The organism is Pseudoglutamicibacter albus (assembly GCF_031458175.1).
GTDB lineage: Bacteria > Actinomycetota > Actinomycetes > Actinomycetales > Micrococcaceae > Pseudoglutamicibacter > Pseudoglutamicibacter albus.
This window is the reverse complement of sequence record NZ_JAVDXX010000001.1, coordinates 1,033,228-1,059,403: the sequence shown is the minus strand read 5'-3', so window position 1 is coordinate 1,059,403 and position 26,176 is coordinate 1,033,228. Positions and strand designations below refer to the sequence as shown.

Here is a 26,176-nt window from a genome sequence, read left to right as displayed (position 1 = left end):
CTGTGCTCACGGATGTTCGCATGTGGGTTGCGCCACGCCAACTGGAGTTGATTGGAGACGCGACGGTGAATCAGCTAAGATGGAATGTCGCATGTGTTCTGCTCACAGAAGGAGTTAGGTAGATGAGCACTGAGGCGTTGAACACGCCTTCAGCATCAGCCTGGGTCTTCGACGTGCATGAGATCGCCCGGAAGGTCGGTTCGATGCATGAGGAGCAGAAGACGCTTCCGGCGCCTGAAGACCTGAAAGTTCCGCTGATTGGCGTAGAGCCCGGCTCGCGCGTTCCAGTGGAACTACGGTTCGAAGGCGTACACGAAGGTGTATTGGTGACCGGGCAAGCAACCTTGCCGATTAAGGGCGAGTGTGGCCGTTGTCTGGACCCCATTTCCTACACATATGATGCGCACTTCCAGGAACTGTTTTTCCACCCGGAACAGCAGCTTGATTCGGATGACGAGACGGAAACACACGTGATCGTCGAGGACAAAGTAGACCTGGAGCCACTGCTTCGCACCGCCGTGGTTGGTGAACTACCGTTCCAACCACTGTGCGATGAAGACTGCATGGGTTTGTGCGATCAGTGTGGGGTTCGACTCGAAGACGAGCCGGAACATCACCACGAGATAGTGGATCCCCGTTGGGAGGCACTGCGTGGGTTGAGCACCTTGGGTGAGGAAGCGCCCCAGGAGCACACATAAGGCTGAGATCCTAGTCCCGGATACCCGGGCAGGTGAAGCCGACATAGATTTTGACTCTGGACGCTCACCGTCCAAAACTGACCAGCAACAAGGAAGAGAGACAAGCCGTGGCTGTTCCAAAGCGGAAGATGTCCCGTGCGAATACACGCAACCGCCGCGCTCAGTGGAAGGCCACTGCGCCAACTCTGGTGAAGACCGTTGAAAACGGTCGCGTGACGTACAGCCTGCCTCACCAGGCGAAGATGGTCACCGACTCGGCAGGCACCGAGCTGTTCCTTGAGTACAAGGGACGTAAGGTAGCTGACGCCTAAGTTGTCTGTGGCTAAAGCAACTGAGCTTTCGAAGCGTCTCGGGGTCTCTTTAGACCCCGAGACGCTTCGTTTAGCGTTGACGCACCGCTCGTGGGCCTATGAGCACGATGGTGAACATAACGAGCGCCTCGAGTTCTTAGGGGATTCGGTGCTCGGGTTTTGTGTTACCACGTTCATTTTTGAGCAGTACCCGACGGTTTCAGAGAGTCAACTGACGGCGTTACGTGCACGTTTGGTCTCTACCCAGACGCTCGCCCAGGTCGCTCGTGCGCTTGGCGTTGGGCCGCACATCCGGCTCGGTAAAGGCGAGCAGCAGTCTAACGGTCAAGATAAAGATTCGATCTTGGCTGACACGATGGAAGCGCTCCTGGGAGCCGTGTTTTTGAAACACGGATTGGACGCTGTGAAACGGATCATCGCCGAGAACGTGCTTCCGCTGATTGACGATGAGGAAACGATTCGCCGCAGCACAGACTGGAAGACGTTGATCCGGCAGATCGCGAGCCAACACGATCTAGGTGAGGTTGTCTATGACATCACCAGCGAAGGGCCGGACCACGCCCACACCTATACTGCGCGGCTCTTGATTGGCGATAAACGCTATGCGAACGGCACCGCGACCTCCAAGAAGGACGCCGAGAAGATCGCTGCTGGAGCATCCTGGAAGATGCTCGTGGGGGACTTGATCGCGATGGGCGTGATCGATTCAGATCCGCTCTCACCTGGGCACAAAACCTCCGCCTGATGCCTGAACTGCCTGAAGTTGAGGTTGTCCGCCGCGGTTTGACGGATTGGGTTGTTGGGCGGCGGATCGAACACGTAGAGGTCCACGACCCGCGTTCAGTTCGCCGTCAGGTCGGTGGTCCTGACGCCTTTATTTCCGCGGCAACATCAATGACCATTACGGCGGCGGTGCGTCGCGGTAAGTTCCTGTGGCTCACGCTCGCCCCTGAGCTAGGGTCCGATGCGGGGCACGAATTTGGCGCGGAACCTGCCTTCGCTCTCATGGCTCATTTGGGTATGTCTGGGCAGGTGCTCGTCGAGGACGCCGAACAGCCGTGGGAGAAGCACCTCAAGGTGCGTTTCTCTCTTTCGGAACGCGACGGCGCACCTACCGAGCTGCGCTTCATAGATCAACGGATATTCGGTGGCATGTGGATCTCCGAGCTTATACCGACACCGGATGCCGGCCCTGGTGGGGTAGGAGACCAAGCCCACCTGATCCCGCACGCCGCACACCACATCGGGCGCGATGTCCTAGACCCCCTGACCAATGCGAGTGCCTTGCGGAAGCAGTGGCGCAACAAACGCACCGGGATCAAGAACGCACTCATGGATCAGTCCGTGATCTCCGGGGTGGGCAACATTTATGCGGATGAGGCGTTGTGGCGGGTCAAGAGGCACTATGAGACTCCGGTATCGCGTCTGCCTCTAGCGGAGATCGAGGCTTTGCTGGAGGCGTTGCGCGCCGTGATGCTCAGTGCGTTGGAAGCCGGTGGGACGAGCTTCGATTCTCTCTATGTCAACGTCAACGGCGCTAGCGGCTATTTCGACCGTTCCCTCAACGCCTACGGGCGAGCCGGCCAACCCTGCCCGCGGTGTGCCAACAACGGCAAGCCAGGCATGATTGTGCGTGAGCCGTGGGGTGGGCGCTCATCGTTCCGGTGTAGCTGGTGCCAACGCCGCCCACGCGGACTCTGACCACGTGAACGCGGGAAAGGGGAAAATCCCCGGTTTCTTAGCATGTGCGTTACATAATAGAAATCACCATGTATTTGAAATCCCTGACGGTTCGCGGATTTAAGTCATTTGCTTCCGCGACCAGCTTCGACTTCGAACCCGGCATCACGGCCGTGGTGGGCCCCAACGGGTCAGGTAAGTCGAATGTTGTCGATGCGCTCGCGTGGGTCATGGGTGAGCAGGGCGCTAAGACGTTGCGTGGCGGGAGCATGGATGACGTGATCTTCGCCGGCACGAGTTCCCGCCAAGCGTTGGGCCGGGCACACGTGACGTTGACGATCGATAACTCGGATGGCGCGTTACCGATCGAATACACGGAAGTCACGATCTCTAGAACCTTGTTCCGTTCAGGTGGTTCCGAGTATGCGATCAACGGTTCCCCGGTGCGTTTGCTCGATATTCAGGAGTTGCTCTCCGATTCCGGTTTGGGTCGTGAGATGCACGTGATCGTGGGGCAGGGGCAGCTCGATAAGATCCTGCAGGCCAGCGCTGAGGAGCGCCGCGGTTTCATCGAGGAAGCCGCGGGGATTCTGAAGCATCGGCGTCGCAAAGAAAAAACGCTGCGCAAGCTGGATTCAACACAGGCGAATCTGAGCCGATTAGATGATCTTGTCAAGGAGATCGGGCGGCAGTTGAAGCCGCTGGGCAGGCAGGCGGATACGGCGCGGCGGGCTCGTGGTGTTCAGGCGCGGCTACGTGATGCTAAGTCGCGCCTGCTGGCCCACGATGTGGTGCAGCTGCTGGATGAAGCCGAGTCAGCTTCCGTGAAGAGGGTAGATCTGGAAGAAGCTCAGAGGCAGGCCAGTGACGCTGTAGATGCCGCAACTCGCACGGTTTCCGCGGCTGAAGTTGAGGCTGCGAAGGCATCCCCGGCTGCGGCTTCGGCACGTGAGACGTGGTACGAGTTGTCCCAGTTGAGCGAGCGCTACACGGGCTTGCTGCGGGTCGCGGAGGAGCGGCAGCGGCTTTTGGGGCAGCCGCTTGAGCGTTCGTCGGTAGGTGAAGATCCGGATGTTCTGGAGCGCCGCGCTGCGGCGAGCGACGCCGAGGCCGATGAAGCGGACGAGGCTGTTGAGAAGGCACAAGATGCGCTTGAGGCCGCCGGTGGTGAGCGCGCTGAGGCTGAGTCGAAGCAGCGTGCAGAAGATGAGCGGTTGACTGCTCTATTGCGGGCAGTTGCGGATCGCCGTGAGGGTTTGGCGCGGCTTGCTGGGCAAGTGGGTACTGCCCGGCAGAGGCTTGAATCTGCGGTGGGTGAGCGCCAGCGTACCGTTGAGGCTCGCGATGCGGCACGCGTTCGAAGTGCCGAGGCTAAGAGCCATATGGATGAGGCGCAGGTGGAAGCTGATGAAGCGCGGGAGGCCACGGTGGCGCCTTTGGCGCGTGTGCCTGAAACGCAAGGAGCGCTGGATGAGGCGAAAGCTGCGTTGCAGTCGGCGCGTGATGCGTTGAATACGGCGCGTCAACGCCGGGCGGGGCTTGAAGCGCGGGTAGCTGTTTTGGCTGAGACTACCCAGCCGGATGCTGGGGCGGGCACGTTGCTTGAGGGGTACGAGGACGCCCTGTTGGATGTGTTGAGTGACCGCTTGACGGTCGAGCGGGGCTTTGAGGCCGCCGTCAAAGCGGCTTTGGGTGGCGCTGAGGACGGCTGGGTCGCTGCAGCGCAGGTGACGCTCGAGCAGGTGGCGGAGGCTGCGGCTGCCGGTGCCGAGGGGTCGGTGACGTTGCTACATACCGTGGGGCAGCATCGTGGTGATGTGTTGCCTTCCGGTGCGCGTAGTGTCGCCGATGTGGTGAGCCCTAAGCCAGGGGATGAGCAGCTTGTTGAGGCTCTGCTGGGTAGGACTGCTCTGGTGGATTCGGATGCTGAAGCCCGCGCTGTGGTGGCTGAGTCCGGGTGCACGGCGGTGACTGTTGAGGGGCATCGGTGGACGCGTGCTGGTGTGGTGATCGGTGCTGGCGATGGTGCGGGAGCTTTGGCGCGGGTGCGTTCGCTGGAGACGGCTCGGGAAGAGCTCACGGAAGCCGTTGCGGCGTGTGAGGCGGCTGAGGCGGAGGTTGAGCGCGCGCAACCCGCCGTGAACAACGCGCAAGCAGAGCTGAAAGCAGCCGAGGAAGCGGCGCGGCAGGCCAGTGATGCGTCCCGGAACGCGGCGTCGCGTGTTGAGCGGTTGTCTTCGCTTGCGGCTCAAGCCGATGCGGATGCTCAGCGGCATGCGGACGCGTATGTCGCTGCCGATGCCGCTGTTGAGAAGGCGCGTGTGGGGCTTGAAGAGCTCAACGAGCGTTTGGCTGTGGCCCAGGATGTTCCGGAAGAAGCTGAACCCTCGACAGCTGAGCGTGACCGTCTAGCTCAGGCCGCATCGCAGGCTCGTGAAGCTGAGATTCAGGCGCGGTTGGCCTTGCGGGAGGCCCAGGAACAGGCCCGTAAGCTTCGAGACCGGGCGCATTCTCAGCGTCGCGCGGCCCGTGCTGAGCGTGCCGCACGTGAGGAGGCGCAGCGGCGTGCAGCCCGGCGTGCCGCACAAGCGAAGAAGGCGGAGACAGTCGCGGAGCGTGTTCGTACGGCGCAACGGCTTCTGGCTCGCTCGGTTGAGGCGGCTCACGTGCGTGTCGAAGAGTCCGAGGAAGCGGTGCGGCGCTGCAACGCTCAACTCGAGACCGCGCGCGCAGCTCTAGCGAAGGCGCAAGCGCGCCTCTCCGAGCTGCGGGACGAGGCGCACAAGACAGAGATCGATCAGGCAGAGCGGCAGGCCCGCTTCGAAGCACTCGAAGAGAAGGCGTTGTCGGAGGTTTCGATGACTCCGGACCACCTGGTTGAACACTTCGGGCCGCATCTTCCGGTGCCATCGGATTTCAGTGACGCTTCTGATCCGTGGGCGGAATTGCGTCAAGAGGTCGATCAAGACGGTAACCCGATCGACGGCGAGCCGTTTGACCGCGAAGCTCAGCTCAAACGCCTCAAACAGGCCGAACGCGACCTTCAGGCCTTAGGCAAAGTCAACCCGTTGGCGTTGGAAGAGTTCGCGGCCCTTGAAGAACGGCATTCCTATCTGGTCGGTCAGGTCCAAGACCTCACCAACACCCGTGCTGAGCTTCTGAACCTCATTGAAGAAGTAGACCAACACGTCAAGACGGTGTTCGCTGACGCGTTCGCTGACACAGCGAGAGAGTTCACAGCGATCTTCAGTCGGCTGTTCCCGGGGGGTGAAGGCAAGCTGACACTCACGGACCCGAGCGACATGCTGAGCACCGGTATCGAGGTTGAAGCGCGCCCCGCAGGTAAGAAAGTCAAGCGGTTGTCGCTGCTCTCGGGTGGGGAGCGTTCACTCACGGCACTCGCGATGCTGATCGCTATCTTCAAAGCACGGCCCTCGCCGTTCTATGTCATGGACGAGGTCGAAGCCGCCCTCGACGAGCGGAACCTGCTGCGCCTGCTTGAGGTCTTCAAAGACCTGCAACAGGCCTCCCAGCTGATCATCATCACTCACCAGAAACACACGATGGACATCGCCGATGCCCTCTACGGGGTCTCGATGAGAGGCGACGGCGTGAGCCACGTTGTGTCCCAGCGCATCGCGCAAGACACAGAGACCGGGGATCACGAACCCGCCTAGCGGGGTTTGCTCGGGCTCACTTCGGTGTGTTCGATGTTCTGCCGAGGCGAGACCAAAGCCCACGCGATCACACCGGCACCCATGATCAGACCTGAGAGCACGAAAGCCCAACTGAACCCGAACTGGTCTGCGATCCAGCCAGCGATCAACGGCGCCATCACAGCCGGAAGATCAGCCGCCATCTGGAATATAGACATCACGCGCCCCGCATGATGCTTCGGCCCCACGATATCGGCGATGCTCGCCTGCTGGGCCGGATTGAACATACCAGTCCCGAAACCCGCCAACGCTGACAAAGTCACGAGCACCGCGACGTTGGGGGACAAGCCAGTAGCCACCGTGCACAGCCCAGCCAGGCTCAACCCGATTATGATGGGACGCCGCCGCCCGACCCTGTCAGACCAGCGGCCGCTGAACGTCAACGCTGTAGCGTTACCGGCCGCGAAGCCGGTCATAACAAGACCCACAGATAACGCCCCAAGACCCAACGCTTGAGCCGCGAACAGAGGCACAATAGCTACCCGCACACCGAAAGAGCACCACCCGTTACCGAAATTAGAGACTAACGCGGCACGATACTTCGGGTTAGCTAAAGCATCAGCGAGGCTATACGGCGGCAGATGATGCCGAGCCCTCGGCTGGCCTCGCCGCCCGCGAGAGCTCACCAGGAAATAAAACACAACCAGTGAAGCCGCGATCAACGAGCCACCGTAGATGAAGAACGGAACACGATAGCCCAACGGAGCTAACAAGCCACCCACCAAAGGGCCCGCCACGTTACCGATCAAAAACGCTCCACCATACAGGCTTGCGACCCGGCCACGGATATCTGGGGGAGAGGTCCGGGCAATGAAACTCGAAGCCGCAACCGTAAACGTGACAGAGCCGATACCACCGAGGCCTCTAACAAGAATCAGAACCCAATAATTCGGGGCCAATCCACACGCAATCGTTGAGATCGCAACGATGAACACGCCGAGCACATACGCCCCCGGCTCACCCAACTTTTCAGAGACCCCACCGGCAAAAGGCGCAAACCCCAAACGTGTGAAGGCAAACACGGAAACGATCGCCGCCGCCATCATGTGGCTCACCCCAAAACTTGAGGCGTACTGCGGCAGAATCGGGGCGATCAGCCCAAACCCAATAGCGATCAGCAGAGCCCCAGCGATGAGGACTTTAATCTCACGAGGAACCGGGGTCGGACGCGCCGAAGGCGATGAGGAAACGGGGTGAGGCATGATGCATCTGATCGTAGATCATGACTACGCCAAGAGAAACATAACAATTAGCTGAGAGTTGCGTATCAATGCGGTATCAGTCCCGAATTTTGGACATTCCACCTAGATTTCGTTTGTATCGTAGATTCGCTTGTGTTAGGCGAAGAAAGAGGTAAATGAGGTGAGCCAGGTCAGCCGCGTTGAACCCCGCAGACCATCCCCAGGTTTCGGGGCCCCAGGCCGAACGTCCAGCGGCCGACAGCGCAACTTTGTGCTCGATGCGATGCGCGCGCTCGCTGTGCTCCTGGTTATCGGTTATCACGTGGCACCTGATGCGGTTCCGGCCGGCTATCTGGGCGTGGATCTCTTCTTCGTTCTATCGGGTTATCTGATTACCTCAAGCTTGTTGCGCCGCACCGCGCACCTCTATGTGGAGTCGGGCACTAAGAGGGCCCGGCTGAAGGCGTTTTTCGGGAAGTTCTATCTGGGTCGTTTGCGGCGCTTGGTGCCCGCAGCGATCCTGATGCTGATCGTGATCCTGCCGTTAACGTTGCTGGCAAACCCCGATGTGCGGGTTCACTTGGGCAGACAGGTTGCTGGTGCGCTCACGGCAACGGCGAACTGGGTTCAGCTGGCTGCCGGAGTCTCGTATTTCGATCAGGACCAGGCGCATCTTCTGAACCACATGTGGTCGCTGGCGATTGAGGAGCAGTTCTATCTGTTCTGGCCGATCATCATCATCGGCTTGTCGTATGTGGGCGTACATTCTTCCTCGAAAAAGATGTCTTCGCTTCATCGCACGGTAGGTACGGTTGCGTTGATCGTCGCGGTGCTTTCTGGCATTTTGATGGCTGTCACGTATTCGTTGACTCGTGACTTTGATCAGGCGTACCTGAACACGTTGACCCACTGCTTCGGTTTGCTTTTGGGTGCTGCGGTTGCCTGCATGCCGCGGGAGTTGGACTTAGGCTCTGGGGTGCGTGCGCTTGTGACCGTTGTGGCGTGGGCTGTCCTGGCTGTTGGCGTTGTGGTTTTGAAGGAGCAGACCGCGATCACGCAGCTGGGCGGCATGTTCGTGTTCTCTGTTGCCGCGGCCGCCGCAGTGCTCATGGCGACGACGGGCCGGCAAGCTCACTGGCAACCGCGCGGGTTGCTCGCGGCCGGGCTGCGGTGGGTCGCTGAACGCTCGTATGCGATGTATTTGTGGCATTGGCCGATGGTGGTGTTGGCTGCCGCGTGGATGCCTGACCCCAACGGCGGTGAGGTTGAGCTTGAGCTTCTGCTGGCGCGAGCATCGTTGGTTGTTGTTGTGACGTTTGCGCTTTCGGCGGCATCTTTCCGTTGGATTGAGCAACCGATCCTGACGAAGGGCTACCGCGTTTATGCGGCCGAGATCTGGGCGCGTCTGTCCGATAGGGCGGCGATGCTGTGGAGCGCGGCCGTCACCGTCGTGGTAGCACTTGCTTTGATTGCGGTGGGGACGGCGCCAGCTAAGACCCAACAGCAAGAGCGTTTGGAGGCTTTGGCCGCGCAGGCGCAAGCTATTGATATGGACGGTGACGGCTCGGGTGTTGACGAGGCGGCCGGAGACGGCGAAGAAACTGAGGCTAAACCGGGCAAGGATAACTCGGGTAAGGACAAGCCTGCTGAGGGTAAGGGCTCCCAGGATGAGGGAGCTAAAGACAAGAAACCTAAGCCGGAGAAATCTAAAGACAAGGCAAAAGATAAGTCCGGGAAGGGCTCGGATAAGACCACTCCAACGATCCCGTCGAAGAACATCACGTTCATTGGCGATTCAGTCACGGTAGCCTCGGTGCCGGCGATTCGGCAGGTATATCCGGCCTCTCCGGTGCAGGCGAGCGTGGGTATGCAGATTTGGGATGCCCCGGATGTGGTCAAGCAGCTCAAAGCACGCGGGAAGTTGCGTGAATACGTCGTTCTAGGTTTGGGAACCAACGCGACCTTCACCAAGGAACAGCTCGGCTCACTTCTGGCAGATGCCGGGCCGGGCACCAAGTTCGTGCTCGTGATGCCGTATGGGGACCGCGAATGGATTCCGGATGCGCGTAAGAACATCGCTGCGTTCGCTCAAGAGAACCCAGATAGGGTTCGTGTGGCTCACTGGGATCAGGTTGCGGTCAATGCAAGCGATATCGCCTCCGATGGTATTCACCCTGGCCCTGAGGCGGCGAGGATGTGGGTTGAAGAGGTCACAAAGGCGCTGAATTCGTTCTAGCTTGGACTGTAGCGCTCGCGGTCTGTGAGAAGCTAATGATGTGAACGAACAGACTATGTGGATCCTCATTGGCCTCGCCGCCGTGGTGCTCATCGCAGCGATCGTGATTGTTGTGGTCGTGCGTGCGCGCCGGCCGCGGGTGCCTCATGCACCTCGAACCTCGCAGACCACCGCGCATGCCCCGAGAACAGGGCCAGCGGGCTCAGCTGATGTGGATGAACCGAGAGCTCATTCACCACCTGCCAACGGCGCGCCAGCTGGTGGGGTAGCGGTCGATGAGGCTGGCACTGGTGAAGCAACTGCCGCACCGGCTTTCGACACTCCGGCTCCTGCGCAGGGCCGTCTGGCGCGCTTGCGTGCCCGTCTGGTCCGTTCGAACAACGTTTTCGGCAAGGGCCTTTTGGCTCTGTTGTCCTCCGACAAGATCGATGAGGACGTGTGGGACGAAGTTGAGATGACGTTGCTCGCCGCTGACCTCGGTACTGAGGCCACCGACGAGTTGATCTCTAATCTGCGTGAACGCGTCAAGATCGAGGGATCCCGGACCCCGGAGCGGGTGCGTGAGATCTTGCATGAAGAGTTGCTCAAGGTTGTTGATCCGAGCCTGGACCGCGCGCTGGATACCGAGCGGAAGGACGGCAAACCGTCCGTCATCCTGGTTGTTGGTGTCAACGGTGTTGGCAAGACCACCACGATCGGTAAGATCGCCCGCGTATTGGTCGCCGAAGATAAGGATGTTCTCTTAGGTGCTGCGGATACGTTCCGTGCCGCTGCAGCTGATCAGTTGCAGACCTGGGGCTCGCGCGTAGGTGTGCCTACGGTGCGTTCGGATAGGGAAGGCGCTGATCCGGCATCGGTTGCTTTCGATGCGGTCGATAAGGGTATTGAGGCTGAGGTCGATACGGTCTTGGTGGATACCGCGGGGCGCCTACAGAACCGCTCTAACCTCATGGATGAGCTCGGCAAGATCAAACGCGTGATCAACAAACGGGCCGAGGTGCGCGAGGTTCTGTTGGTTCTGGATGCAACGACGGGACAAAACGGTTTGAGCCAGGCCAAGGTGTTCTCTGAAGTCGTGGATGTCACCGGCATCGTTTTGACGAAGCTTGACGGTACGGCCAAGGGCGGCATCGTGGTTGCGATCCAACGCCAGCTGGGCGTTCCAGTGAAGTTGGTCGGCTTAGGCGAAGGCCCAGATGATTTGGCTCCTTTCGAACCGGAAGCGTTCGTGGACGCTATTCTCGACTGATTCGAGTGCGCGGTCCGTTACACCAGCAGGAAGCAATGTAGCGGACGGGCTAAAATGATTCGTCGATACGTAAACATGTAGGCCCTCACCTACATCAGTTCAATCAGATAAGTGAGCAGGACAACGTGTTCAATTCTTTAACAGAGCGCCTCACCTCGACGTTCCGGAATCTGCGCGGCAAGGGCCGTCTTTCGGAAGCCGATGTTGACGGTACCGTCCGTGAGATCCGGCGTGCGCTGCTGGATGCGGACGTTGCTGTTTCTGTTGCCCGCGAGTTCGCGGCCAACGTCAAGGAGCGCGCTCTTTCGGCGGAGGTCTCTGAAGCGCTGAACCCTGCCCAGCAGGTTGTGAAGATCGTCAACGAGCAGCTCGTTGAGGTTCTGGGTGGCCAGACTCGCCGCCTTGAGTTCGCGAAGTCTGGCCCGACCATCATCATGCTGGCTGGTCTGCAGGGTGCCGGTAAGACGACGTTGGCCGGTAAGTTGGCTAAGTGGCTCTCTTCTGAGGGGCACACTCCTTTGCTGGTTGCCGCTGACTTGCAGCGCCCGAACGCTGTGACTCAGTTGCAGGTTGTTGGGCAGCGGGCAGGTGTCCCTGTCTATGCGCCTCATCCTGGTGTGCAATCTGAGTTCGAGGAAGTTACGGGTGACCCGGTTGTGGTTGCGCGTAACGGTGTTTCTGAGGCTCGCCAGAAGCAGCACGATGTGGTGATTGTTGACACCGCTGGTCGTCTTGGTGTTGACGCCGAGTTGATGCAGCAGGCTCGCAACATTCGTGACGCGATCTCCCCGAATGAGGTCTTGTTCGTGATCGACGCGATGATCGGTCAGGACGCGGTCGCCACGGCACAGGCGTTCAATGAGGGTGTTGATTTCACGGGTGTTGTCTTGTCGAAGCTTGATGGTGACGCGCGTGGTGGCGCCGCGTTGTCTGTCGCTTCGGTGACGGGTAAGCCGATCATGTTCGCCTCCACGGGCGAGAACGTCGGCGATTTTGAGGTTTTCCACCCTGACCGTATGGCTTCGCGCATCCTGGATATGGGCGATGTCATGACCCTGATCGAGCAGGCTGAGCGCACGTGGGATAAGGCTGAGGCCGAGCGCATGGCTAAGAAGTTCGCCGATCAGGAGGACTTCACCCTTGATGACTTCTTGGCTCAGATGCAGCAGATCAAGAAGATGGGCTCCATGAAGAAGATGCTTGCATTGATGCCGAACATGGGTATCGACAAGCGTCAGCTTGAGCAGTTTGATGATTCGCAGGCGGACCGTGTTGAGGCGATTGTGCGTTCAATGACTCCGCATGAGCGCGCCGCCCCTAAGATCATCAACGGTTCGCGCCGTGCCCGTATCGCTCGTGGTTCGGGTGTTTCGGTGTCTGAGGTGAACCAGTTGCTTGAGCGTTTCACCCAGGCTCAGAAGATGATGAAACGAATGGCCGCTCAGGGTGCGATGCCTGGTATTCCGGGTGGTCGTGCTGCTCGCCGTAAGGGCGGGGCGAATAAGAAGCGCGGTAAGAAGTACGGCAACCCGGCACGCGCTGCAGCGGCGGCTCGGGGCGAGAAGGTTCAAGGCCATAAGCAGGCGGGCTCGTCCTTCGCTAAGAAACAGGATCTCAAGCCTGAGGATTTGCAGCTTCCTAAGGGCTTTGAAAAGTTCTTGCGGTGAAGCGATGAGTGAGCGTCACTTCTCGGATTCTGCTGACGGTTCCGCAGATCGTTCCGCACACCAGGCGGCGGGTGCTGCACAGTATGGCGTGTCTTTATTAGGGCCTGCCGTGTTGACCGGTGTGGACACACCAGAGAACGGCGGGGCAGGTACTCGTTGGGTTGAAGATGCCGTATTGCTTGATGCTCCCTCCGTGCAGTCTCGTAGCCTGTTGGCGGGCTCTCGCGCAATGATGTTGCTTTCGGCTTATCCTGCCGGTGCCCGTTCTGTAACTGAACCAGCCACTGACGCAGGCCTGGGTGAGGCAACGGAGCCCGGAGCTGAAACGGGCATCGTGGTTTCTCTACGGATGTGGAGCGCTGATTCGCGCGCCGGATCGGCCCCAGATCTGGCATGGGACAGCGGCTCCAACGCCGGAGTGAAAGACCGCTTCGGGTCTGTCGGTGTGGTGAGTGAGCAAGCGCAGACGCAAGCCGCTCAGTACCTGGCTGAAGTGGCTGAACTCGCTGCTGCTTCGATCGATACGCCGAGTGCGCGCGCAGCGACCGTGGTGCGTGAACCGCTCGAAGAAGCCTTGACTTTATTGGGACAGGATCCTAAGTGGGCTTCGATTGCTCTGGGACTCACTCAGGTGGACGGTGTGCGCGTTGTTGAGGCGCTAGATGAAAGCGAGCACGAACGCGCAAGCAGGGAAGCGCTCAGCCAGGCGCGCGCAAGTGTTGCCACAACGGGGCGCAACCGGCCGGTTACGGCACCCGGTGCAGGGACGTGGCGCAGCCGCTACCCGGTTGCCGCCATCATGCTCTCGATCCTGTGGGTCGTGCTGGCTGTGGCCTGTTTGGTGCTGAGGCCTTTTTCAATTGGCGCAGCCAATTTCATTGTTGCTTTCGTTTTGGGTCTGGATGCCGTGGCAGGCTTGATTGCGGCCGTGTCTGGCATCAAAGTTAAGAGACAAAGGGCTCAACGGGGCTCGCAGGGTAATCAAGGGCAGGATGGAACTCTAAGGAAGGATCATCAGCAGTGATCGCCTCGAACACATCTTTGGAGTCGGAGCGCCAGACTGTATGGCGTGTGACTGTTGCGTGGCCGGTGACTGACCCGGTGGGCCAGCAAGAACGCGTTGACGGTCTCACGCAGATCTTGACGCAACGCAAGATTATTGGCCTCATGGGTCCTGGCCGCCCAACACGCCGCGGCTTGGCTGTTGAACTGGTTTTGCCGATGCGCGAAACACGGGTGTTGACCGCCCAAGCTGACGGAGCTATTGAGCCCAGCCTTGGAGGCGAAGAGTTCGCTGCGAAGCTTCACGAGAGCACCGGCGCCGTTATCGTCAACGGTGACCCCGCATCGGGGGATTTCGCTGTTTTGGCGTCTCCGAAAGAGTTCAGCGACCGCCAGATCGCAGGCGTGCTTGAAGAGCGGATCACCTCGATTCTGTTGGTGGATACCGTCAGCCCGGATGCAGTCGAAGAAGCACTCGACCGAAGTGACGTTTCAGGTTGGATGTCGGAAGGGGAACGCACGGTTGTCGCGTTGGACTCCGCGCCTTCCGACCCTACGATGTTGATCATGCCGGGGGCCTCCAAGCTTTCCTCCTCTATCAGGGAATACGCTGGCCGCGTTGATGTCGTGCTGTGGGGCCCGTCTGATGAAGGCAACGAACCCGTGACACGTCGTCGCCGTGCCGCCCGGAACACTCCGCTGATCAATACGTATGCGGGGGCTCGTTGCCGCCCGATCGTATTGCCAGAAATGTATCGCCCGGCAGGCTCTGAGGCGGCTTCGCTCTTGTTGAGGCTCGAGGAAGATTTTGCGCCGCTGAGCGAAGACGACATTAAGGCGTTGGCATCGATGCTTCCGCCAAAGCGTGTCGATGCGTTGGTGACCGCGATCAACGAGGCGCCCGTTCGTGGTGTGGACCCTGAAGGTGGCGCGTTGGCACCTCTGGAAGACGGGCTCATGCCTGGCGAGGAAGACGAGCACGCCGTTGAAGACGGAGCGTATTCTGCGACACGCGCGATGCTTGAAGCATTAGGGGAAGACCCGGATTGGGTTGAGCTGTTCGACGGCGGCTCACCGGATGGCGGTTCTGTACGCAGTGTTGGTTCACCAGCGGGAGCAACTGTTTCCGGCCGAGATGCGGAATCTACCTGGGCGCACGTTGCCGAGGAAGACGGGGATGAAACAGAGCCTGATGCTGAAGAGACAGCCACTGAAGAGGCAGTCACGGAAGAGACAGTCACAGAGGAGACGGCCGCCGGAGAGATCGAGGCGACTGAACAGCGTGAGTCCGATCAGCCGGACGAAGACCCTGCTCAGCTTGAACTAGCGGGGTATGAACTGGATGGGTCTGAACCGGCGGAGCCTGAAGTAACGGACTCTGAACTTGTGGAACCTGAACCAAGCGAGGCTCGCGCCACGGAACATGAACTAACGGAGCCTGAAGTAACGGACGCTGGGGCAACAGAGCCTGATCCAACCCAGCCAGAGTTGGCTGATTCTAAGGATGAGTCCAAGGACGAGTCGCTGGGCGGTTTCGAATCACAGTTGGCCGGATCGGACGTCAAGGACTCCGAACCGGAGGAAACTGAACAGGACTTCAACGCTATCTTGGAGGCCCCGGCCACAACTGAGTCCCCGGCTACAACTGACTCTCCGGCTGCAACTGAGACATCAGCCGCGGCGGAGGAGCCTCGCCGGGCAACGTCTCGTTCCGGTCTGCCGGAGCCGACCCCGGCGGGAACGACCCCGGTCGCAACCGAGACCCAGCTCAAAACTCAGCCTCGACGCATCGGCCACATCGTGTGGTTGGTCCTTGGGGTCGTGGTCTTGGTAGCGGGCGGGCTGATGGTTCTGAGGGGGATCGAAGTCGTGAGCTTTCCGTCGGTTCCGTACCAGTCGCTGTCAACCCTTGCGATCATCGGTGGAGTCACAGCCCTCGTGGGTGCGGCACTCGTACTGCTGTCCGTCTCTTTGTGGCCTAAGAGTCGCAAAGCGAAAAGCAAGTGAGCCGTAAAGCGAAGAGCCAGTCGGCAATCGAGAAATGTAAGTAGCCGAAAAGCGAATGCACGGCGGATAGATCCGTGCTTGAGCGTCAAACGGCGGCGTCAGAGTGTGCGGCGGCACACGCGCACACGGCGTGCGTTGGAGGCCAACGCATGGCATAATAGACCGGGTACTCGGCGTGCGTGGCCCCCTCTCTCTGCGTTCGTCGGACATTTGGGACGTTTACTGCTGCTTTACCCCAGAGCTTGGCGGATTCGTCCCGTTCAACAGAAACAGGAGTGACCACTAACGTGGCCGTTAAGATTCGCCTGAAGCGGATGGGTAAAATCCGCCAGCCTCATTACCGTATCGTCGTCATCGATGGCCGCGCTAAGCGCGATGGCCGTCCGATCGAGGAAATCGGTACCTATAACCCGATGACCAACCCATCGACCATCAAGGTCGAGTCCGAGCGTGCACAGTACTGGCTCGGTGTTGGCGCTCAGCCTTCGGATCGTGTTCTCTCGATCCTCAAGCTGACCGGTGACTGGCAGAAGTTCAAGGGTATCGAGGGTCAGGAAGGCTCGGTTAAGCTCCCAGAGCCTAAGCCTGAGTTCGTTGCACCAGACAAGGGTTCGGTGATCCTGCCAGAGGCAACTACCCCTAAGAAGTCGAAGGCTGACGCAGAAGAAGCTCCAGCGGAAGGCGCCGCTGAGGAAGCTGCTGAGCCAGCAGAGACTGAAGAAGCCTGAGGCCCAGCCTGATGCTTGAAGACGCACTGGATCATCTGGTTTCCGGGATTGTAGATAACCCGGACGATGTTGATGTTCGCCGTCGTAACGGACGCCGGCATGACGTGTTGCAGGTTCGTGTCAACCCGGAGGACCTCGGCCGTGTGATCGGCCGGCAAGGCCGCACCGCTAAAGCGTTGCGTGCCGTTATCGGTGCTCTGCCTGGTGGCGATGACGTCCGTGTGGACGTCGTGGACACCGACCGTCAGCGCTAACCCAGTTAGATCGGCGTCTCTCACATCGTTGTGAAAGCGGCCCTAGCCAACCCCAAGCAGGCTAGGGTCGCTTTCGCATATCGGGGCGTCAACCTCAATCGTTGTTCAACTCTTCAAAATCTTCTCTCCACCTAGAGAGGCCTCACATGGATGTTAAAGTAGCCCGCATCGGTAAACCCCACGGGATCCGAGGCGAAGTCACGGTTCAGGTTCTAACGGATGATCCGGAAACGCGTTTTGCGCGCGGAACACGTTTGCTGACCGAACCCGCATCGCGCGGCCCGCTCACCGTGAAATCGGCGCGGTGGAATAAGCACATTCTTCTGCTCGGCTTTGATGAAGTCAACGACCGTAACCGGGCTGAAGAGCTGCGCGGAACCATGCTCTATGTTGAGGCCGAAGAATCCACAGATGATGCGTGGTTCGAACACGATCTTCTCGGGCTCGAAGTTCACGTAGACGGTGAGGTGATCGGCAAGGTTTCGGCTCTCCATACCGGTCCCGCCCAGGACCTTCTCGAGGTTGAATTGAGCGATGGCTCCGAAACGCTGTTGCCGCTAGTTGAGGAGATCGTCCCCGAAATCGACCTTGATGCCGGAGTGGTCACCGCGACACCACCGCCAGGGCTTCTCGACTTGGACCGCGAGTAAGCCGCCGAGGCATCGGCGATCATCAAACAAATAGGACGTATTCGTACAGGACGTAGGCTTTCATGCGCATCGACATCATCACGATTTTCCCCGAGTTCTTTGATGCCCTTGACATCTCCCTGATCGGTAAAGCCAAACAACGCGGCCTGATCGACGTTCACGTCCACGATTTGCGGACCTACACTTACGATCGCCACAGGACAGTTGACGATACTCCCTACGGTGGGGGCGCGGGCATGGTCATGAAACCTGAGCCGTGGGGTGAAGCGCTCAGCGAAGTACTAAGAGACAGCGATGCGGTGCATGAACAGGACACGGCCCTCAGCCAGGTTGAAGCAGGCGCTGAACCCGACGCTACCTGCGCGCCGTTGCTGTTGGTGCCTTCGCCCGCGGGCACTGTATTCAGGCAGCCGGTTGCTCATGAGTGGGCCGAAGAGAAGCATATTGTGTTTGCGTGCGGACGTTACGAAGGTATCGATGAGCGCGTCATCGAATGGGCCCGTGAGCGTTTCCGTGTGGTTCCGTTCTCGCTCGGCGATTATGTCCTCAACGGCGGGGAAGTGGCGACGATGGCCGTGATCGAAGCCGTGGTCCGTTTGGTCCCAGGCATGGTGGGGAATCCGGAATCGCTCGTGGAAGAAAGCCATTCAGTCGCTGGCGATGCGTTACTTGAATATCCCGTCTACACCAAACCGGCCGTATGGGAAGGCCGCGAAGCTCCTGCGGTTCTGCTTTCGGGAGACCACGGCAAAGTGGCTCGCGCCCGCCGCGACTGGCAACTGGAACGCACCAGTCAACGCCGGCCAGATCTCATCGAGAACTTACGCACAGCACGGCTCAGCAAGCATGACGTAGCGACACTCACGTCGTTAGGGTGGAACCTCCAAGGTGAGCATCCTTCACGCTGAGGAAACCTGACATCGAGTAGCAACTACGTTAGAATAAGGAAGTTGTCACCCACCGCATGCATGACTGCCGCAGGGGTCATGTGTGAACACGGTCGGGTCCGGTTCGGTTGAGCGAACCGGGAATATCGGCGAACTCCACCAGAGAGTAACGCCCATATGCATCATGGCTCACGGACCTGCGGCCGGTTCCATGTGGAGAAAACAATGAATCTTCTTGATTCTGTCGACGCCAAGAGCCTTCGCGATGACATCCCGGATTTCGCTCCGGGCGACACCGTCAAGGTTCACGTGAACATTATTGAAGGTAAGAACTCCCGTATTCAGGTGTTCCAGGGCTACGTCTTGGCACGCCAGGGTGGCGGCGTTCGCGAAACCTTCAAGGTTCGTAAGGTTTCCTTCGGCGTAGGTGTCGAGCGTACCTTCCCTGTGCACTCCCCGGTCATCGACAAGATCGAGGTCGTGTCCCGTGGTGACGTCCGCCGCGCCAAGCTGTACTACATGCGCGACCGCCACGGTAAGGCTGCTCGCATCCGCGAGAAGCGCGAGGGCGCGAAGTAAGCGCGGCTTACTGACTTCTGTGCTCCTCTCGGAGCACCCGGCAGGCGCTATCCCCGCACGCTTTGTGGGGGTGGCGCCTGCTTCATGTCATACGCATCAGTATTGAGGAAAATTCCTGTGCAGAAACACAATGACGACGCCCACGGGCACAGCCACGCGAAGACCGAGAAGTCCGAGCATGCTGAGCATAAGAAACGTGGCGCCTGGGCTTCCATCAAGGAGATCCTGTTGACCGTTGTGATCGCGCTAGCGGTCTCTGTTGTGGTCAAAACCTTCCTGTTCAGAGCGTTCGTCATCCCCTCAACCTCGATGCAGAACACGCTGATGGTCAACGACCGTGTGTTCGTGAATCAACTGTTCCCAAAGCTGTTCACACTCGAACGAGGCAACGTCATCGTGTTCAAGGATGACGAGCACTGGTTGCCGCCACTGGACCACAGCGCACAGCCCAACGGCTTCGAGAAAACCCTGACGTTTTTGGGTTTGCGTCCAGATGACAGCACCCAGCACCTGATTAAACGCATCATCGGCCTCCCGGGTGACACGGTCGAATGCTGCACAGCGAACGGGAAGATCTCAGTCAACGGGGTTGAGATCAGCGAGCCGTACCTGTATCCGGGTGACGCCCCCTCGGCAACGGAATTCAAAGTCACTGTTCCGAAAGACAAACTCTGGGTTATGGGGGACCACCGCTCCGATTCGGGGGACTCCCGCTACCACCAGGACAAGGACAACGGGATGGTGTCAATGGAGTCCGTGGTGGGGCGCGCTGACTTCATCGCGTGGCCCCTAGACCGTTGGAGTGGTGTAGCGAACCCTGAAGGCGCGTTCGATGCGGTCCCGGACCGCGAACCTCAAGGCGAGTGATAGGACTGGTCGAATGAGCGGACACGTCCCGGACCTCACCGTTGAACAAGGTTTGGTGGGTGCCGGCCAGATCATCGCAGCCGTCGACGAGGTGGGCCGCGGGGCACTTGCAGGTCCCGTTACCGTTGGGGTGAGTTTCGTTGCCCCGCACGAATGTAGCGACCAGCCGGTAGGGCTCGGAGATTCCAAAGACGTCTCGCCCGCGTTGCGTCAAGCGCTTGTGCCGTTGATTCAGGACTGGGTCGTATCCTGGGGTGTGGGCAGCGCAAGCCCTAGCGAGATCGACCGGCTCGGGATCGTGGCAGCACTCAGGCTTGCCGGCCAGCGAGCCTATAGGGAAGCCAGCGAAAGACTCAGCGAACGAGCATCGGAGGCTAAGGCGCCCGTCGTGGTCTTATTGGATGGGGTGCATGACTGGCTGAGCACCCCGGAGCCAGACCTGTTCAGCGCTCTAGCGTCCAGGGCATTAGATTCTGACGGATCAGACCTCGGGCTTGATGCGGAAGCAGCGGATGCCGCGCCAGCAGAAGCAAGTGTGGACTTACCGCGTGTGATAACCCGTCCCAAGGCCGACCGTGACTGCGCATCCGTCGCGGCCGCGAGCATCATGGCGAAGACGCACCGCGATAGTGTCATGGTAGAACTATCGCAAACTCACCCCGCCTACGGGTGGGAATCGAATAAAGGATACGGCTCGGCACAGCACAGGGCCGCAATCCGCGAACACGGAGCAACTGAGGCCCACCGGCGCACATGGAAGCTACTGTGACAAGGAAGGGGGACCAAGCCCATGAGTGATGAGGACATCGAACGCTTCGAGACCCAAGCGGAGCTGAACCTCTACCGTGAATACCGTGACGTTGTAGGGCTGTTCTCCTACGTAGTAGAGACGGAACGTAGGTTCTATCTAGCGAACCACGTCGAATTGGAAACCCTGACGTCCAACGGGGAAATCTATTTCTCGCTCACGCTGAGTGACGCGTGGGTGTGGGACGTGTACAGGCCGCAACGATTCGTGAAATCCGTGAAGGTCATCACGTTCAAAGACGTCAACATTGAAGAACTTTCCAAGCCTGACCTCTTCAAAGGCGATGACGTCCCGGGTCCATAACTGAGCCCTTAACGCCTTTCCACAAGCTTCTGATTCTCGGGTTCTATCCACATTTTTCTACGCAGAGGCTACCGGGAGTGCTTTCCACGCTGAGATGAGTACACAAGCTCATCCAGTGGAGGAAACATGGCATCGACGAACAGCGGGACAGACCGCGTAGCCGAGAAGGTGCGGCGGCGAATAGAGCTGGGGCAACGCGGCGAAGAATTCGCGGCGGGGTGGTGTCAGAACAACGGGATCTTCGTTCTTGAACGGAACTGGCGCGGGACCCGCGGTGAGCTGGACATCGTCGGGCTAGACCTCAACACACACGAGCTCGTGGCGCTCGAGGTCAAGACGCGTTCCGGTACCGGCTACGGTCTACCGGCAGAAGCTATTACCGGACCTAAGTTTGAGCGGTTGCAAAGACTCATCTGGGAGTATGCCCGGACCGGAGAGAATACAGCCGGCCTCGCTCTACGCGGTGTCGATACCCGGGTTGATGTTCTGGGGATCGTGTGGCCACCGGACGCTACTGAGCCAACAACGGTTGAGCACTACCGTGAGGTGGCAGGGGCATGAGCAACCCTGCGAACAGCCAGATTGCAACTCGCCCGCCCCGAGTCGCAACAACACCGACCCATCAGCGCGGCCTGGGGTCTTCACTGAGCATCGCGCTGGTTGGCCTGAAAGGACACAAGGTCGAGGTTCAGGCCGATATAGGCAACGGGCTGCCTGGCATGACTCTGTTAGGTTTACCGGATGCAAGTCTCAACGAAGCCCGCGATAGGGTACGTTCTGCGGCCCGCAACGTTGGAATACCCTTGAGCGCCCGCCGTACGGTGATCAACCTGATTCCAGCGGGGCTACCCAAGAAAGGCCCCGGCTTCGACGTTTCGATCCTGATCGCCGCCATGGCAGCAGATGGGCACATAACGTCCCCTGCTAGCACCGCCTATATAGGGGAGCTCGGGCTGGATGGTTCGTTGAGGCCATTCACCGGGACGTTGCCGGCGGTGCTTCAAGCGCGCGAACTGGGAATCGAACACATTGTGGTTCCTGCCGCCAATGATGAAGAAGCCCGGCTCGTTCCGGGTATAGAGGTTCGCAGCTACAACCACGTCAGCGACCTTTTGATCGACCTGGGCGCGGATGCACGCAACATCGTCAACCCCGGGCAACAAGCGGGCCAGGCGGATAAGCGAGCGGACCATAACAGCGAGCGTGTGCGGCTTGAGGCTCTGAGCAGTGCGAGCTCACTCGCGGTTCCAGATATGGCCGACGTCCGAGGACAGGCGACTGGGCGGTGGGCGTTGGAAGTCGCGGCGGCCGGTGGGCACCATCTCTTGCTGACAGGCCCACCCGGGGCAGGCAAAACCATGCTCGCCGAAAGACTGCCGGGGATCCTTCCTCCATTGACAGACGAAGAAGCGATGCTCACCACGAGCGTGCACTCGTTATCAGGAGAACACGTCTCCGGTTTGATCAAGGTCCCACCGTTCCAAGCCCCACACCACACATCGAGTGCTGCCGCATTGGTGGGCGGTGGCTCCGGTATCCCACGGCCGGGCTCAGCATCCCGTGCGCACGGTGGCGTGCTGTTTCTAGACGAAGCACCAGAATTTCAGGCACGCACACTCGATGCGTTACGTGAACCACTCGAATCCGGGATCATCACGCTGCACCGCTCAGCGGGAATCGCGTCCTATCCGGCGCGTTTTCAACTGATCATGGCCGCGAACCCCTGCCCGTGCGGTAAAGAAGGCCCTGCATGCGAATGCGCAGCACTCACGAAGCGACGGTATTGGGCGCGCATGTCGGGGCCACTGCTTGACCGCGTCGATATTCGCGTGAACGTGCCAGCCGCACGTCTTTCAGCGCTACTAGCTCATGAAGCGGAAGAGAGCTCATCAAGCATCAGGCAACGAGTTGAACGCGCGCGTGCCGCCGCACGCGAACGCTGGTTGAGTGCGGCACCCGATGGCAACAAGGCTGACGGCGTGAGAAGTGGAGGAACCAGCGTCGTTTCGGCGCAGAAAGAGGTGTACAGCGGCGCAAGTGCAACCAACGCGTCCGTTCCTGCCTCAGTTTTGAGGTCGCAACGCTTCCGACTGACCGGTGCCGCCGCGCAAGAACTGATGAATATCAGCGCTCACAGCGGACTCACCGGACGTGGGCTCGACCGGGTTCTGAGGATCTCCTGGACCCTCGCTGATCTCGCCGAACGGCAAGCCCCGAGCCCCGAAGACGTAGCAGCAGCCGTACACCTGAGAGGAACACCGGAGGCATTCAACTAATGAACTCACACAACACGGCATCGATGAACGATGAGGGTTTAGCCGCCGAACGGCTTGCACGAGCTGGCCTTTCACGAGTGACCGAGGCAGATGACTATCCGGCCCGGCTGGGGTTGGAGACGTTCGGAGCGGTACGGCTATGGGAACTCATCATGGGCTCTACTCCTTTGCCCGAAGAACACACAAGCTACCGCGAAGCGGTTGAGCAGGCCTATGGGAGCAACGCCCGGGCACACCGCCACAGCAAACTTGAACACGCCTTGCAGCGATGGGCGAGCAGACGCGATCAGAGCAGCCCCGAACGTGACCTTGCATTCATCACGTCCCAGGGCGGCGGGTTCCTGATTCCGGGGGATCCAGGATGGCCGGAAGCGCTCAACGATCTGGGGGAGTCAACACCCTACGGTTTATGGTGGCGGGGTTCTCAACCCGTTCCAACCAACACAAAGAGCTGCGTTGCGGTGGTGGGTACACGAGATCCCACACCGTACGGAGAGCACGTAACCCGTGAATACACGGCAGAACTGGCCGAACGCGGGGCAACCATCATCTCTGGCGGGGCCCTGGGGGTCGATGCGTTGGCTCATCGCACAGCGCTTGAGCATTCCCTCGCTCCGTTAGCTACAGCGGTTGTCTTAGCCGGGGGAGTGGACCGGCTCTATCCGGCGGCAAACAGGGCACTGTTGGAACGCATCGGCACCGAGCATGTCATCGTTTCTGAAGCCGCACCAGGGGCTTCACCGATGCGGTGGCGCTTCCTAGCCCGCAACCGGATCATCGCGGCACTCAGCCGCGGAATCCTTGTGACCGAAGGCCGGCACCGATCAGGTGCGATCTCAACCGCGGTGCACGGGCTCGAGATCGGCCGATGGGTCGGTGCGATCCCGGGACCGGTAACATCGGCGGCTTCAGCCGGGCCCCATCGACTCATCAGGGACTATCCGGTGGAGCTAGTCGCATCGGCAACACAACTTTGTGAAACCCTCGGCTTCAGCACGAACACCCAGGCGACGCATGCGCAAGCCGGGCAAACTCCAGCCCTTTTCGGTAGTGACCCGGCCCCTGCAGCGGCACGGCTAACCGATGGATTGACTGCCCTCGAACAACGCATCGTTGAAGCATTGTCGCCACGTACTTACCGCAACTTGGATGAGGTCTTCGCGATCGCTGGGCTATCCGTGCCAGAAGCGATGCCCATACTGAGCCAGCTGCACAGGCGAGGGCTTGCTGTCCAGCGTGGCCACATGTGGAAACGCGGGAAGATCGGCCCCTAGGAGTGCCCAGAATGCTGCGTGTGTAAGGTGGTGTATGAGTCCCAGCAGGTGACTCCTGGTAGGTAGGTACACGTATGTAAGGCAGGAAGGGCCGTGGAGAACTCGCTGAACGATGCCCTCGATGCGTTCGCGCGACACTTACGCTACGAACGCGGCAGATCAGAACACACGATCCGCGCCTACACCACAGACATCACTGCCCTGTGCAAGCACGCGGGACTAGACCTCGAAACTGACGAGGCGACAGCTCTGCGCGGCATCACCATTGCGCAGCTGAGGTCATGGCTCGCCCATGCGGCACATGAAGGTAGGGCATCGGCGACGTTGGCGCGGCAAGCCGCATCGGCTCGCACGTTCCTTGCATGGGCTCTGCGTGAAGGTTATATCGAGAGCGATCCCTCGAACCGCCTTAAAGCGCCTAAACGTAGCCAGCATCTTCCTCAGGTTCTCAAAAACCAGCAGGCTGAACGGCTTTTGACCCATTCGGCCCAGCCAACGGATGACCCGCCCGAAACCCAACAGCAGCGCGCCGTCCGCCTACGCAATCAGGCCGCACTCGAACTCCTCTACGCCAGCGGCATCCGTGTCTCAGAACTCGAAGGGCTCGACGTCTCAGACGTCGATCTGGAGAAGCGAACCGCGAAAGTCCTGGGTAAAGGCAACAAAGAACGCGTAGTCCCGTTCGGGGTTCCAGCAGAAGAAGCCATCCGAGAGTGGTTACGTACCGGGCGGCCGCATATAGTGAAAACCGAGTCCGAAGCAGACAAGGCGCTAACCACCGCGGCCTCGGCTCACCGAGGCAGTAGCGAACCCTTGTTTCTCGGCGTCAGGGGAGGCCGATGGGGTAGTAGGCAAATCCGTGAAGCCGTCAACGCCGAGCTTGAAAAACTAGGGGATACCTCAGCACGGGGCCCACACGCCTTGCGTCACACTGCTGCAACACACTTACTCGACGGAGGAGCTGATCTGCGCAGCGTGCAAGAGCTCTTGGGGCACACATCCTTGGCCACAACCCAGCTATACACCCACGTTTCAGTAGAAAGACTGAGGAAGGCGTATCAGCAAGGACACCCGCGAGCGTGAGGCGCAGCGAATCAAGGATGTTGAGCAACCCGTGAAGCTGTAGTGAACAATGTGACTCAAGTGATAGTGCGCTTGTGAACCAGCTGAGTAATTGGCACAATGGACGCACCGTTCTGTTATCTTCGCATCGGTCGTAGGGGAAGACGTACCGAAGCAGTGAAGAAGGAGCGGCATGTCACAACCAATGACGAGGGGCGCCTTGTATATACACTCGGCCCCTGCAGCGCTGTGCCCTCATATTGAGTGGGCTATCGGGTCCGTAGTGGAACGCCACACGACCCTCGAATGGGTCGCGCAACCTGCGGCACCCGGGATGCTCAGAGCCGAGATGGCTTGGGCTGGCCCACAGGGCACAGGCGCTGTCTTGACGTCCACCTTGCGCGGGTGGGCGCACTTGCGCTACGAAATTACAGAAGAAGCCTCTCGTGGGGTGGATGCTGGTCGCTGGTCGCATACCCCGGAACTTGGTATCTTCCACGCCACAACAGACGTTGCCGGGAACATCCTGATCTCCGAGGACCGTATCCGCTACGCCTACGAACAAGGACAAGGCAACCCTGCGGCTGTCTATCACGAGCTTTCTATCGCGCTCGGGGAAGCCTGGGACGAAGAGCTCGAACCTTTCCGTGCTGCCTCTGACGGCGCGCCGATCCGCTGGCTTCACCACGTAGGCTAAGGCGAGCCGAAACGCTTCCTAGCCGCCGCTCCCAATTCACTGCT

The 26,176-nt window shown here is 59.7% G+C and carries 24 protein-coding genes; 23 read left to right on the top strand and 1 reads right to left on the bottom strand.

Annotated elements, in window-relative coordinates:
* Positions 1 to 122: 122 nt before the first annotated feature.
* The 5 genes from J2S67_RS04655 to smc all read left to right on the top strand — a co-directional run bounded on the left by J2S67_RS04655 (position 123) and on the right by smc (position 6,366).
* Positions 123 to 698, top strand: a complete 576-nt coding sequence (locus tag J2S67_RS04655; RefSeq protein WP_070506980.1) for a YceD family protein — start codon at positions 123 to 125, stop codon at positions 696 to 698.
* A 107-nt stretch (positions 699 to 805) separates the two neighbouring features.
* Entirely contained in the window at positions 806 to 1,009 is a 204-nt protein-coding gene (rpmF, locus tag J2S67_RS04650) for a 50S ribosomal protein L32 (RefSeq protein ID WP_035757176.1), read from the top strand.
* Between the two features lie 7 nt (positions 1,010 to 1,016).
* On the top strand, positions 1,017 to 1,754 hold the full coding sequence (gene rnc / locus J2S67_RS04645) for a ribonuclease III (RefSeq protein WP_310246730.1): 738 nt from the start codon (positions 1,017 to 1,019) through the stop codon (positions 1,752 to 1,754).
* Positions 1,754 to 2,710, top strand: a complete 957-nt coding sequence (gene mutM, locus J2S67_RS04640; RefSeq protein ID WP_310246729.1) for a bifunctional DNA-formamidopyrimidine glycosylase/DNA-(apurinic or apyrimidinic site) lyase — start codon at positions 1,754 to 1,756, stop codon at positions 2,708 to 2,710. Before rnc ends, mutM begins: the two co-directional genes overlap by 1 nt.
* A 68-nt stretch (positions 2,711 to 2,778) precedes the next feature.
* Positions 2,779 to 6,366 carry a chromosome segregation protein SMC gene (gene smc, locus J2S67_RS04635; protein WP_310246727.1) on the top strand — a complete coding sequence of 1,196 codons (3,588 nt, stop codon included), beginning with the start codon at positions 2,779 to 2,781 and terminating at the stop codon, positions 6,364 to 6,366.
* Here smc and J2S67_RS04630 read toward each other — a convergent pair.
* On the bottom strand, positions 6,363 to 7,607 hold the full coding sequence (locus J2S67_RS04630; protein WP_035757171.1) for an MFS transporter: 1,245 nt from the start codon (positions 7,605 to 7,607) through the stop codon (positions 6,363 to 6,365). The genes smc and J2S67_RS04630 overlap by 4 nt on opposite strands.
* A gap of 160 nt (positions 7,608 to 7,767) precedes the next feature.
* On the opposite strand from J2S67_RS04630, the gene J2S67_RS04625 reads away from it, so the two are divergent.
* From J2S67_RS04625 to J2S67_RS04540, 18 genes are all read left to right on the top strand, one after another.
* Positions 7,768 to 9,822 carry an acyltransferase family protein gene (locus J2S67_RS04625; protein WP_035757168.1) on the top strand — a complete coding sequence of 685 codons (2,055 nt, stop codon included), beginning with the start codon at positions 7,768 to 7,770 and terminating at the stop codon, positions 9,820 to 9,822.
* 40 nt (positions 9,823 to 9,862) lie between these two features.
* Positions 9,863 to 11,071 (top strand): signal recognition particle-docking protein FtsY, encoded by a 1,209-nt coding sequence (ftsY, locus tag J2S67_RS04620; RefSeq protein WP_070490354.1) that lies wholly within the window; start codon positions 9,863 to 9,865, stop codon positions 11,069 to 11,071.
* A 125-nt stretch (positions 11,072 to 11,196) separates the two neighbouring features.
* The gene (gene ffh / locus J2S67_RS04615) at positions 11,197 to 12,738 is read left to right on the top strand and encodes a signal recognition particle protein (RefSeq protein ID WP_035757162.1); all 1,542 of its coding nucleotides are present in this window, start codon (positions 11,197 to 11,199) and stop codon (positions 12,736 to 12,738) included.
* Between the two features lie 4 nt (positions 12,739 to 12,742).
* Complete coding sequence (locus J2S67_RS04610) at positions 12,743 to 13,762, top strand: hypothetical protein (protein ID WP_035757159.1); 1,020 nt, start codon at positions 12,743 to 12,745, stop codon at positions 13,760 to 13,762.
* On the top strand, positions 13,759 to 15,747 hold the full coding sequence (locus J2S67_RS04605) for a prolipoprotein diacylglyceryl transferase (protein WP_310246723.1): 1,989 nt from the start codon (positions 13,759 to 13,761) through the stop codon (positions 15,745 to 15,747). The genes J2S67_RS04610 and J2S67_RS04605 overlap by 4 nt, the downstream gene beginning before the upstream one ends.
* A gap of 287 nt (positions 15,748 to 16,034) precedes the next feature.
* Positions 16,035 to 16,475: a 30S ribosomal protein S16 gene (rpsP, locus tag J2S67_RS04600; RefSeq protein WP_035757211.1), complete on the top strand. Its 441-nt coding sequence runs from the start codon at positions 16,035 to 16,037 to the stop codon at positions 16,473 to 16,475.
* Positions 16,476 to 16,486: 11 nt separating this feature from the next.
* Positions 16,487 to 16,729, top strand: coding sequence for an RNA-binding protein (locus tag J2S67_RS04595; protein WP_035757153.1), 243 nt, complete (start codon positions 16,487 to 16,489; stop codon positions 16,727 to 16,729).
* A gap of 146 nt (positions 16,730 to 16,875) precedes the next feature.
* Positions 16,876 to 17,379, top strand: coding sequence for a ribosome maturation factor RimM (rimM, locus tag J2S67_RS04590; protein ID WP_070490351.1), 504 nt, complete (start codon positions 16,876 to 16,878; stop codon positions 17,377 to 17,379).
* A 62-nt stretch (positions 17,380 to 17,441) separates the two neighbouring features.
* A complete protein-coding gene (gene trmD, locus J2S67_RS04585) occupies positions 17,442 to 18,287 on the top strand; it encodes a tRNA (guanosine(37)-N1)-methyltransferase TrmD (protein WP_070490349.1) in 846 nt (281 codons plus the stop codon).
* A gap of 204 nt (positions 18,288 to 18,491) precedes the next feature.
* The gene (gene rplS, locus J2S67_RS04580) at positions 18,492 to 18,845 is read left to right on the top strand and encodes a 50S ribosomal protein L19 (protein WP_035754209.1); all 354 of its coding nucleotides are present in this window, start codon (positions 18,492 to 18,494) and stop codon (positions 18,843 to 18,845) included.
* A 117-nt stretch (positions 18,846 to 18,962) separates the two neighbouring features.
* Positions 18,963 to 19,712 (top strand): signal peptidase I, encoded by a 750-nt coding sequence (gene lepB / locus J2S67_RS04575; protein ID WP_256173843.1) that lies wholly within the window; start codon positions 18,963 to 18,965, stop codon positions 19,710 to 19,712.
* A 13-nt stretch (positions 19,713 to 19,725) separates the two neighbouring features.
* Positions 19,726 to 20,481, top strand: coding sequence for a ribonuclease HII (locus J2S67_RS04570; RefSeq protein ID WP_035754278.1), 756 nt, complete (start codon positions 19,726 to 19,728; stop codon positions 20,479 to 20,481).
* Positions 20,482 to 20,502: 21 nt separating this feature from the next.
* The gene (locus tag J2S67_RS04565) at positions 20,503 to 20,823 is read left to right on the top strand and encodes a DUF2469 domain-containing protein (RefSeq protein ID WP_035754210.1); all 321 of its coding nucleotides are present in this window, start codon (positions 20,503 to 20,505) and stop codon (positions 20,821 to 20,823) included.
* A 126-nt stretch (positions 20,824 to 20,949) separates the two neighbouring features.
* Positions 20,950 to 21,384 carry a YraN family protein gene (locus J2S67_RS04560; RefSeq protein WP_052048179.1) on the top strand — a complete coding sequence of 145 codons (435 nt, stop codon included), beginning with the start codon at positions 20,950 to 20,952 and terminating at the stop codon, positions 21,382 to 21,384.
* Complete coding sequence (locus J2S67_RS04555) at positions 21,381 to 23,099, top strand: YifB family Mg chelatase-like AAA ATPase (RefSeq protein ID WP_310246713.1); 1,719 nt, start codon at positions 21,381 to 21,383, stop codon at positions 23,097 to 23,099. The genes J2S67_RS04560 and J2S67_RS04555 overlap by 4 nt, the downstream gene beginning before the upstream one ends.
* Positions 23,099 to 24,373 (top strand): DNA-processing protein DprA, encoded by a 1,275-nt coding sequence (dprA, locus tag J2S67_RS04550; protein ID WP_310246711.1) that lies wholly within the window; start codon positions 23,099 to 23,101, stop codon positions 24,371 to 24,373. Before J2S67_RS04555 ends, dprA begins: the two co-directional genes overlap by 1 nt.
* A 93-nt stretch (positions 24,374 to 24,466) precedes the next feature.
* Positions 24,467 to 25,456: a tyrosine recombinase XerC gene (locus tag J2S67_RS04545; protein WP_310246709.1), complete on the top strand. Its 990-nt coding sequence runs from the start codon at positions 24,467 to 24,469 to the stop codon at positions 25,454 to 25,456.
* A gap of 172 nt (positions 25,457 to 25,628) precedes the next feature.
* Positions 25,629 to 26,132, top strand: a complete 504-nt coding sequence (locus J2S67_RS04540; protein ID WP_035754213.1) for a DUF3145 domain-containing protein — start codon at positions 25,629 to 25,631, stop codon at positions 26,130 to 26,132.
* Positions 26,133 to 26,176: the final 44 nt, after the last annotated feature.

What these genes read in the sequence shown, in the direction of transcription:
- J2S67_RS04560 (WP_052048179.1), top strand. Translation starts at nt 20,950, where the DNA reads ATGGCATCGACGAACAGCGGGACAGACCGCGTAGCCGAGAAGGTGCGG.
- J2S67_RS04630 (WP_035757171.1), bottom strand. Translation starts at nt 7,607, where the DNA reads ATGCCTCACCCCGTTTCCTCATCGCCTTCGGCGCGTCCGACCCCGGTT.
- J2S67_RS04565 (WP_035754210.1), top strand. Translation starts at nt 20,503, where the DNA reads ATGAGTGATGAGGACATCGAACGCTTCGAGACCCAAGCGGAGCTGAAC.
- trmD (WP_070490349.1), top strand. Translation starts at nt 17,442, where the DNA reads ATGCGCATCGACATCATCACGATTTTCCCCGAGTTCTTTGATGCCCTT.
- J2S67_RS04655 (WP_070506980.1), top strand. Translation starts at nt 123, where the DNA reads ATGAGCACTGAGGCGTTGAACACGCCTTCAGCATCAGCCTGGGTCTTC.
- dprA (WP_310246711.1), top strand. Translation starts at nt 23,099, where the DNA reads ATGAACTCACACAACACGGCATCGATGAACGATGAGGGTTTAGCCGCC.
- J2S67_RS04595 (WP_035757153.1), top strand. Translation starts at nt 16,487, where the DNA reads ATGCTTGAAGACGCACTGGATCATCTGGTTTCCGGGATTGTAGATAAC.
- smc (WP_310246727.1), top strand. Translation starts at nt 2,779, where the DNA reads ATGTATTTGAAATCCCTGACGGTTCGCGGATTTAAGTCATTTGCTTCC.
- rplS (WP_035754209.1), top strand. Translation starts at nt 18,492, where the DNA reads ATGAATCTTCTTGATTCTGTCGACGCCAAGAGCCTTCGCGATGACATC.
- J2S67_RS04610 (WP_035757159.1), top strand. Translation starts at nt 12,743, where the DNA reads ATGAGTGAGCGTCACTTCTCGGATTCTGCTGACGGTTCCGCAGATCGT.
- mutM (WP_310246729.1), top strand. Translation starts at nt 1,754, where the DNA reads ATGCCTGAACTGCCTGAAGTTGAGGTTGTCCGCCGCGGTTTGACGGAT.
- J2S67_RS04540 (WP_035754213.1), top strand. Translation starts at nt 25,629, where the DNA reads ATGTCACAACCAATGACGAGGGGCGCCTTGTATATACACTCGGCCCCT.
- J2S67_RS04570 (WP_035754278.1), top strand. Translation starts at nt 19,726, where the DNA reads ATGAGCGGACACGTCCCGGACCTCACCGTTGAACAAGGTTTGGTGGGT.
- rimM (WP_070490351.1), top strand. Translation starts at nt 16,876, where the DNA reads ATGGATGTTAAAGTAGCCCGCATCGGTAAACCCCACGGGATCCGAGGC.
- J2S67_RS04555 (WP_310246713.1), top strand. Translation starts at nt 21,381, where the DNA reads ATGAGCAACCCTGCGAACAGCCAGATTGCAACTCGCCCGCCCCGAGTC.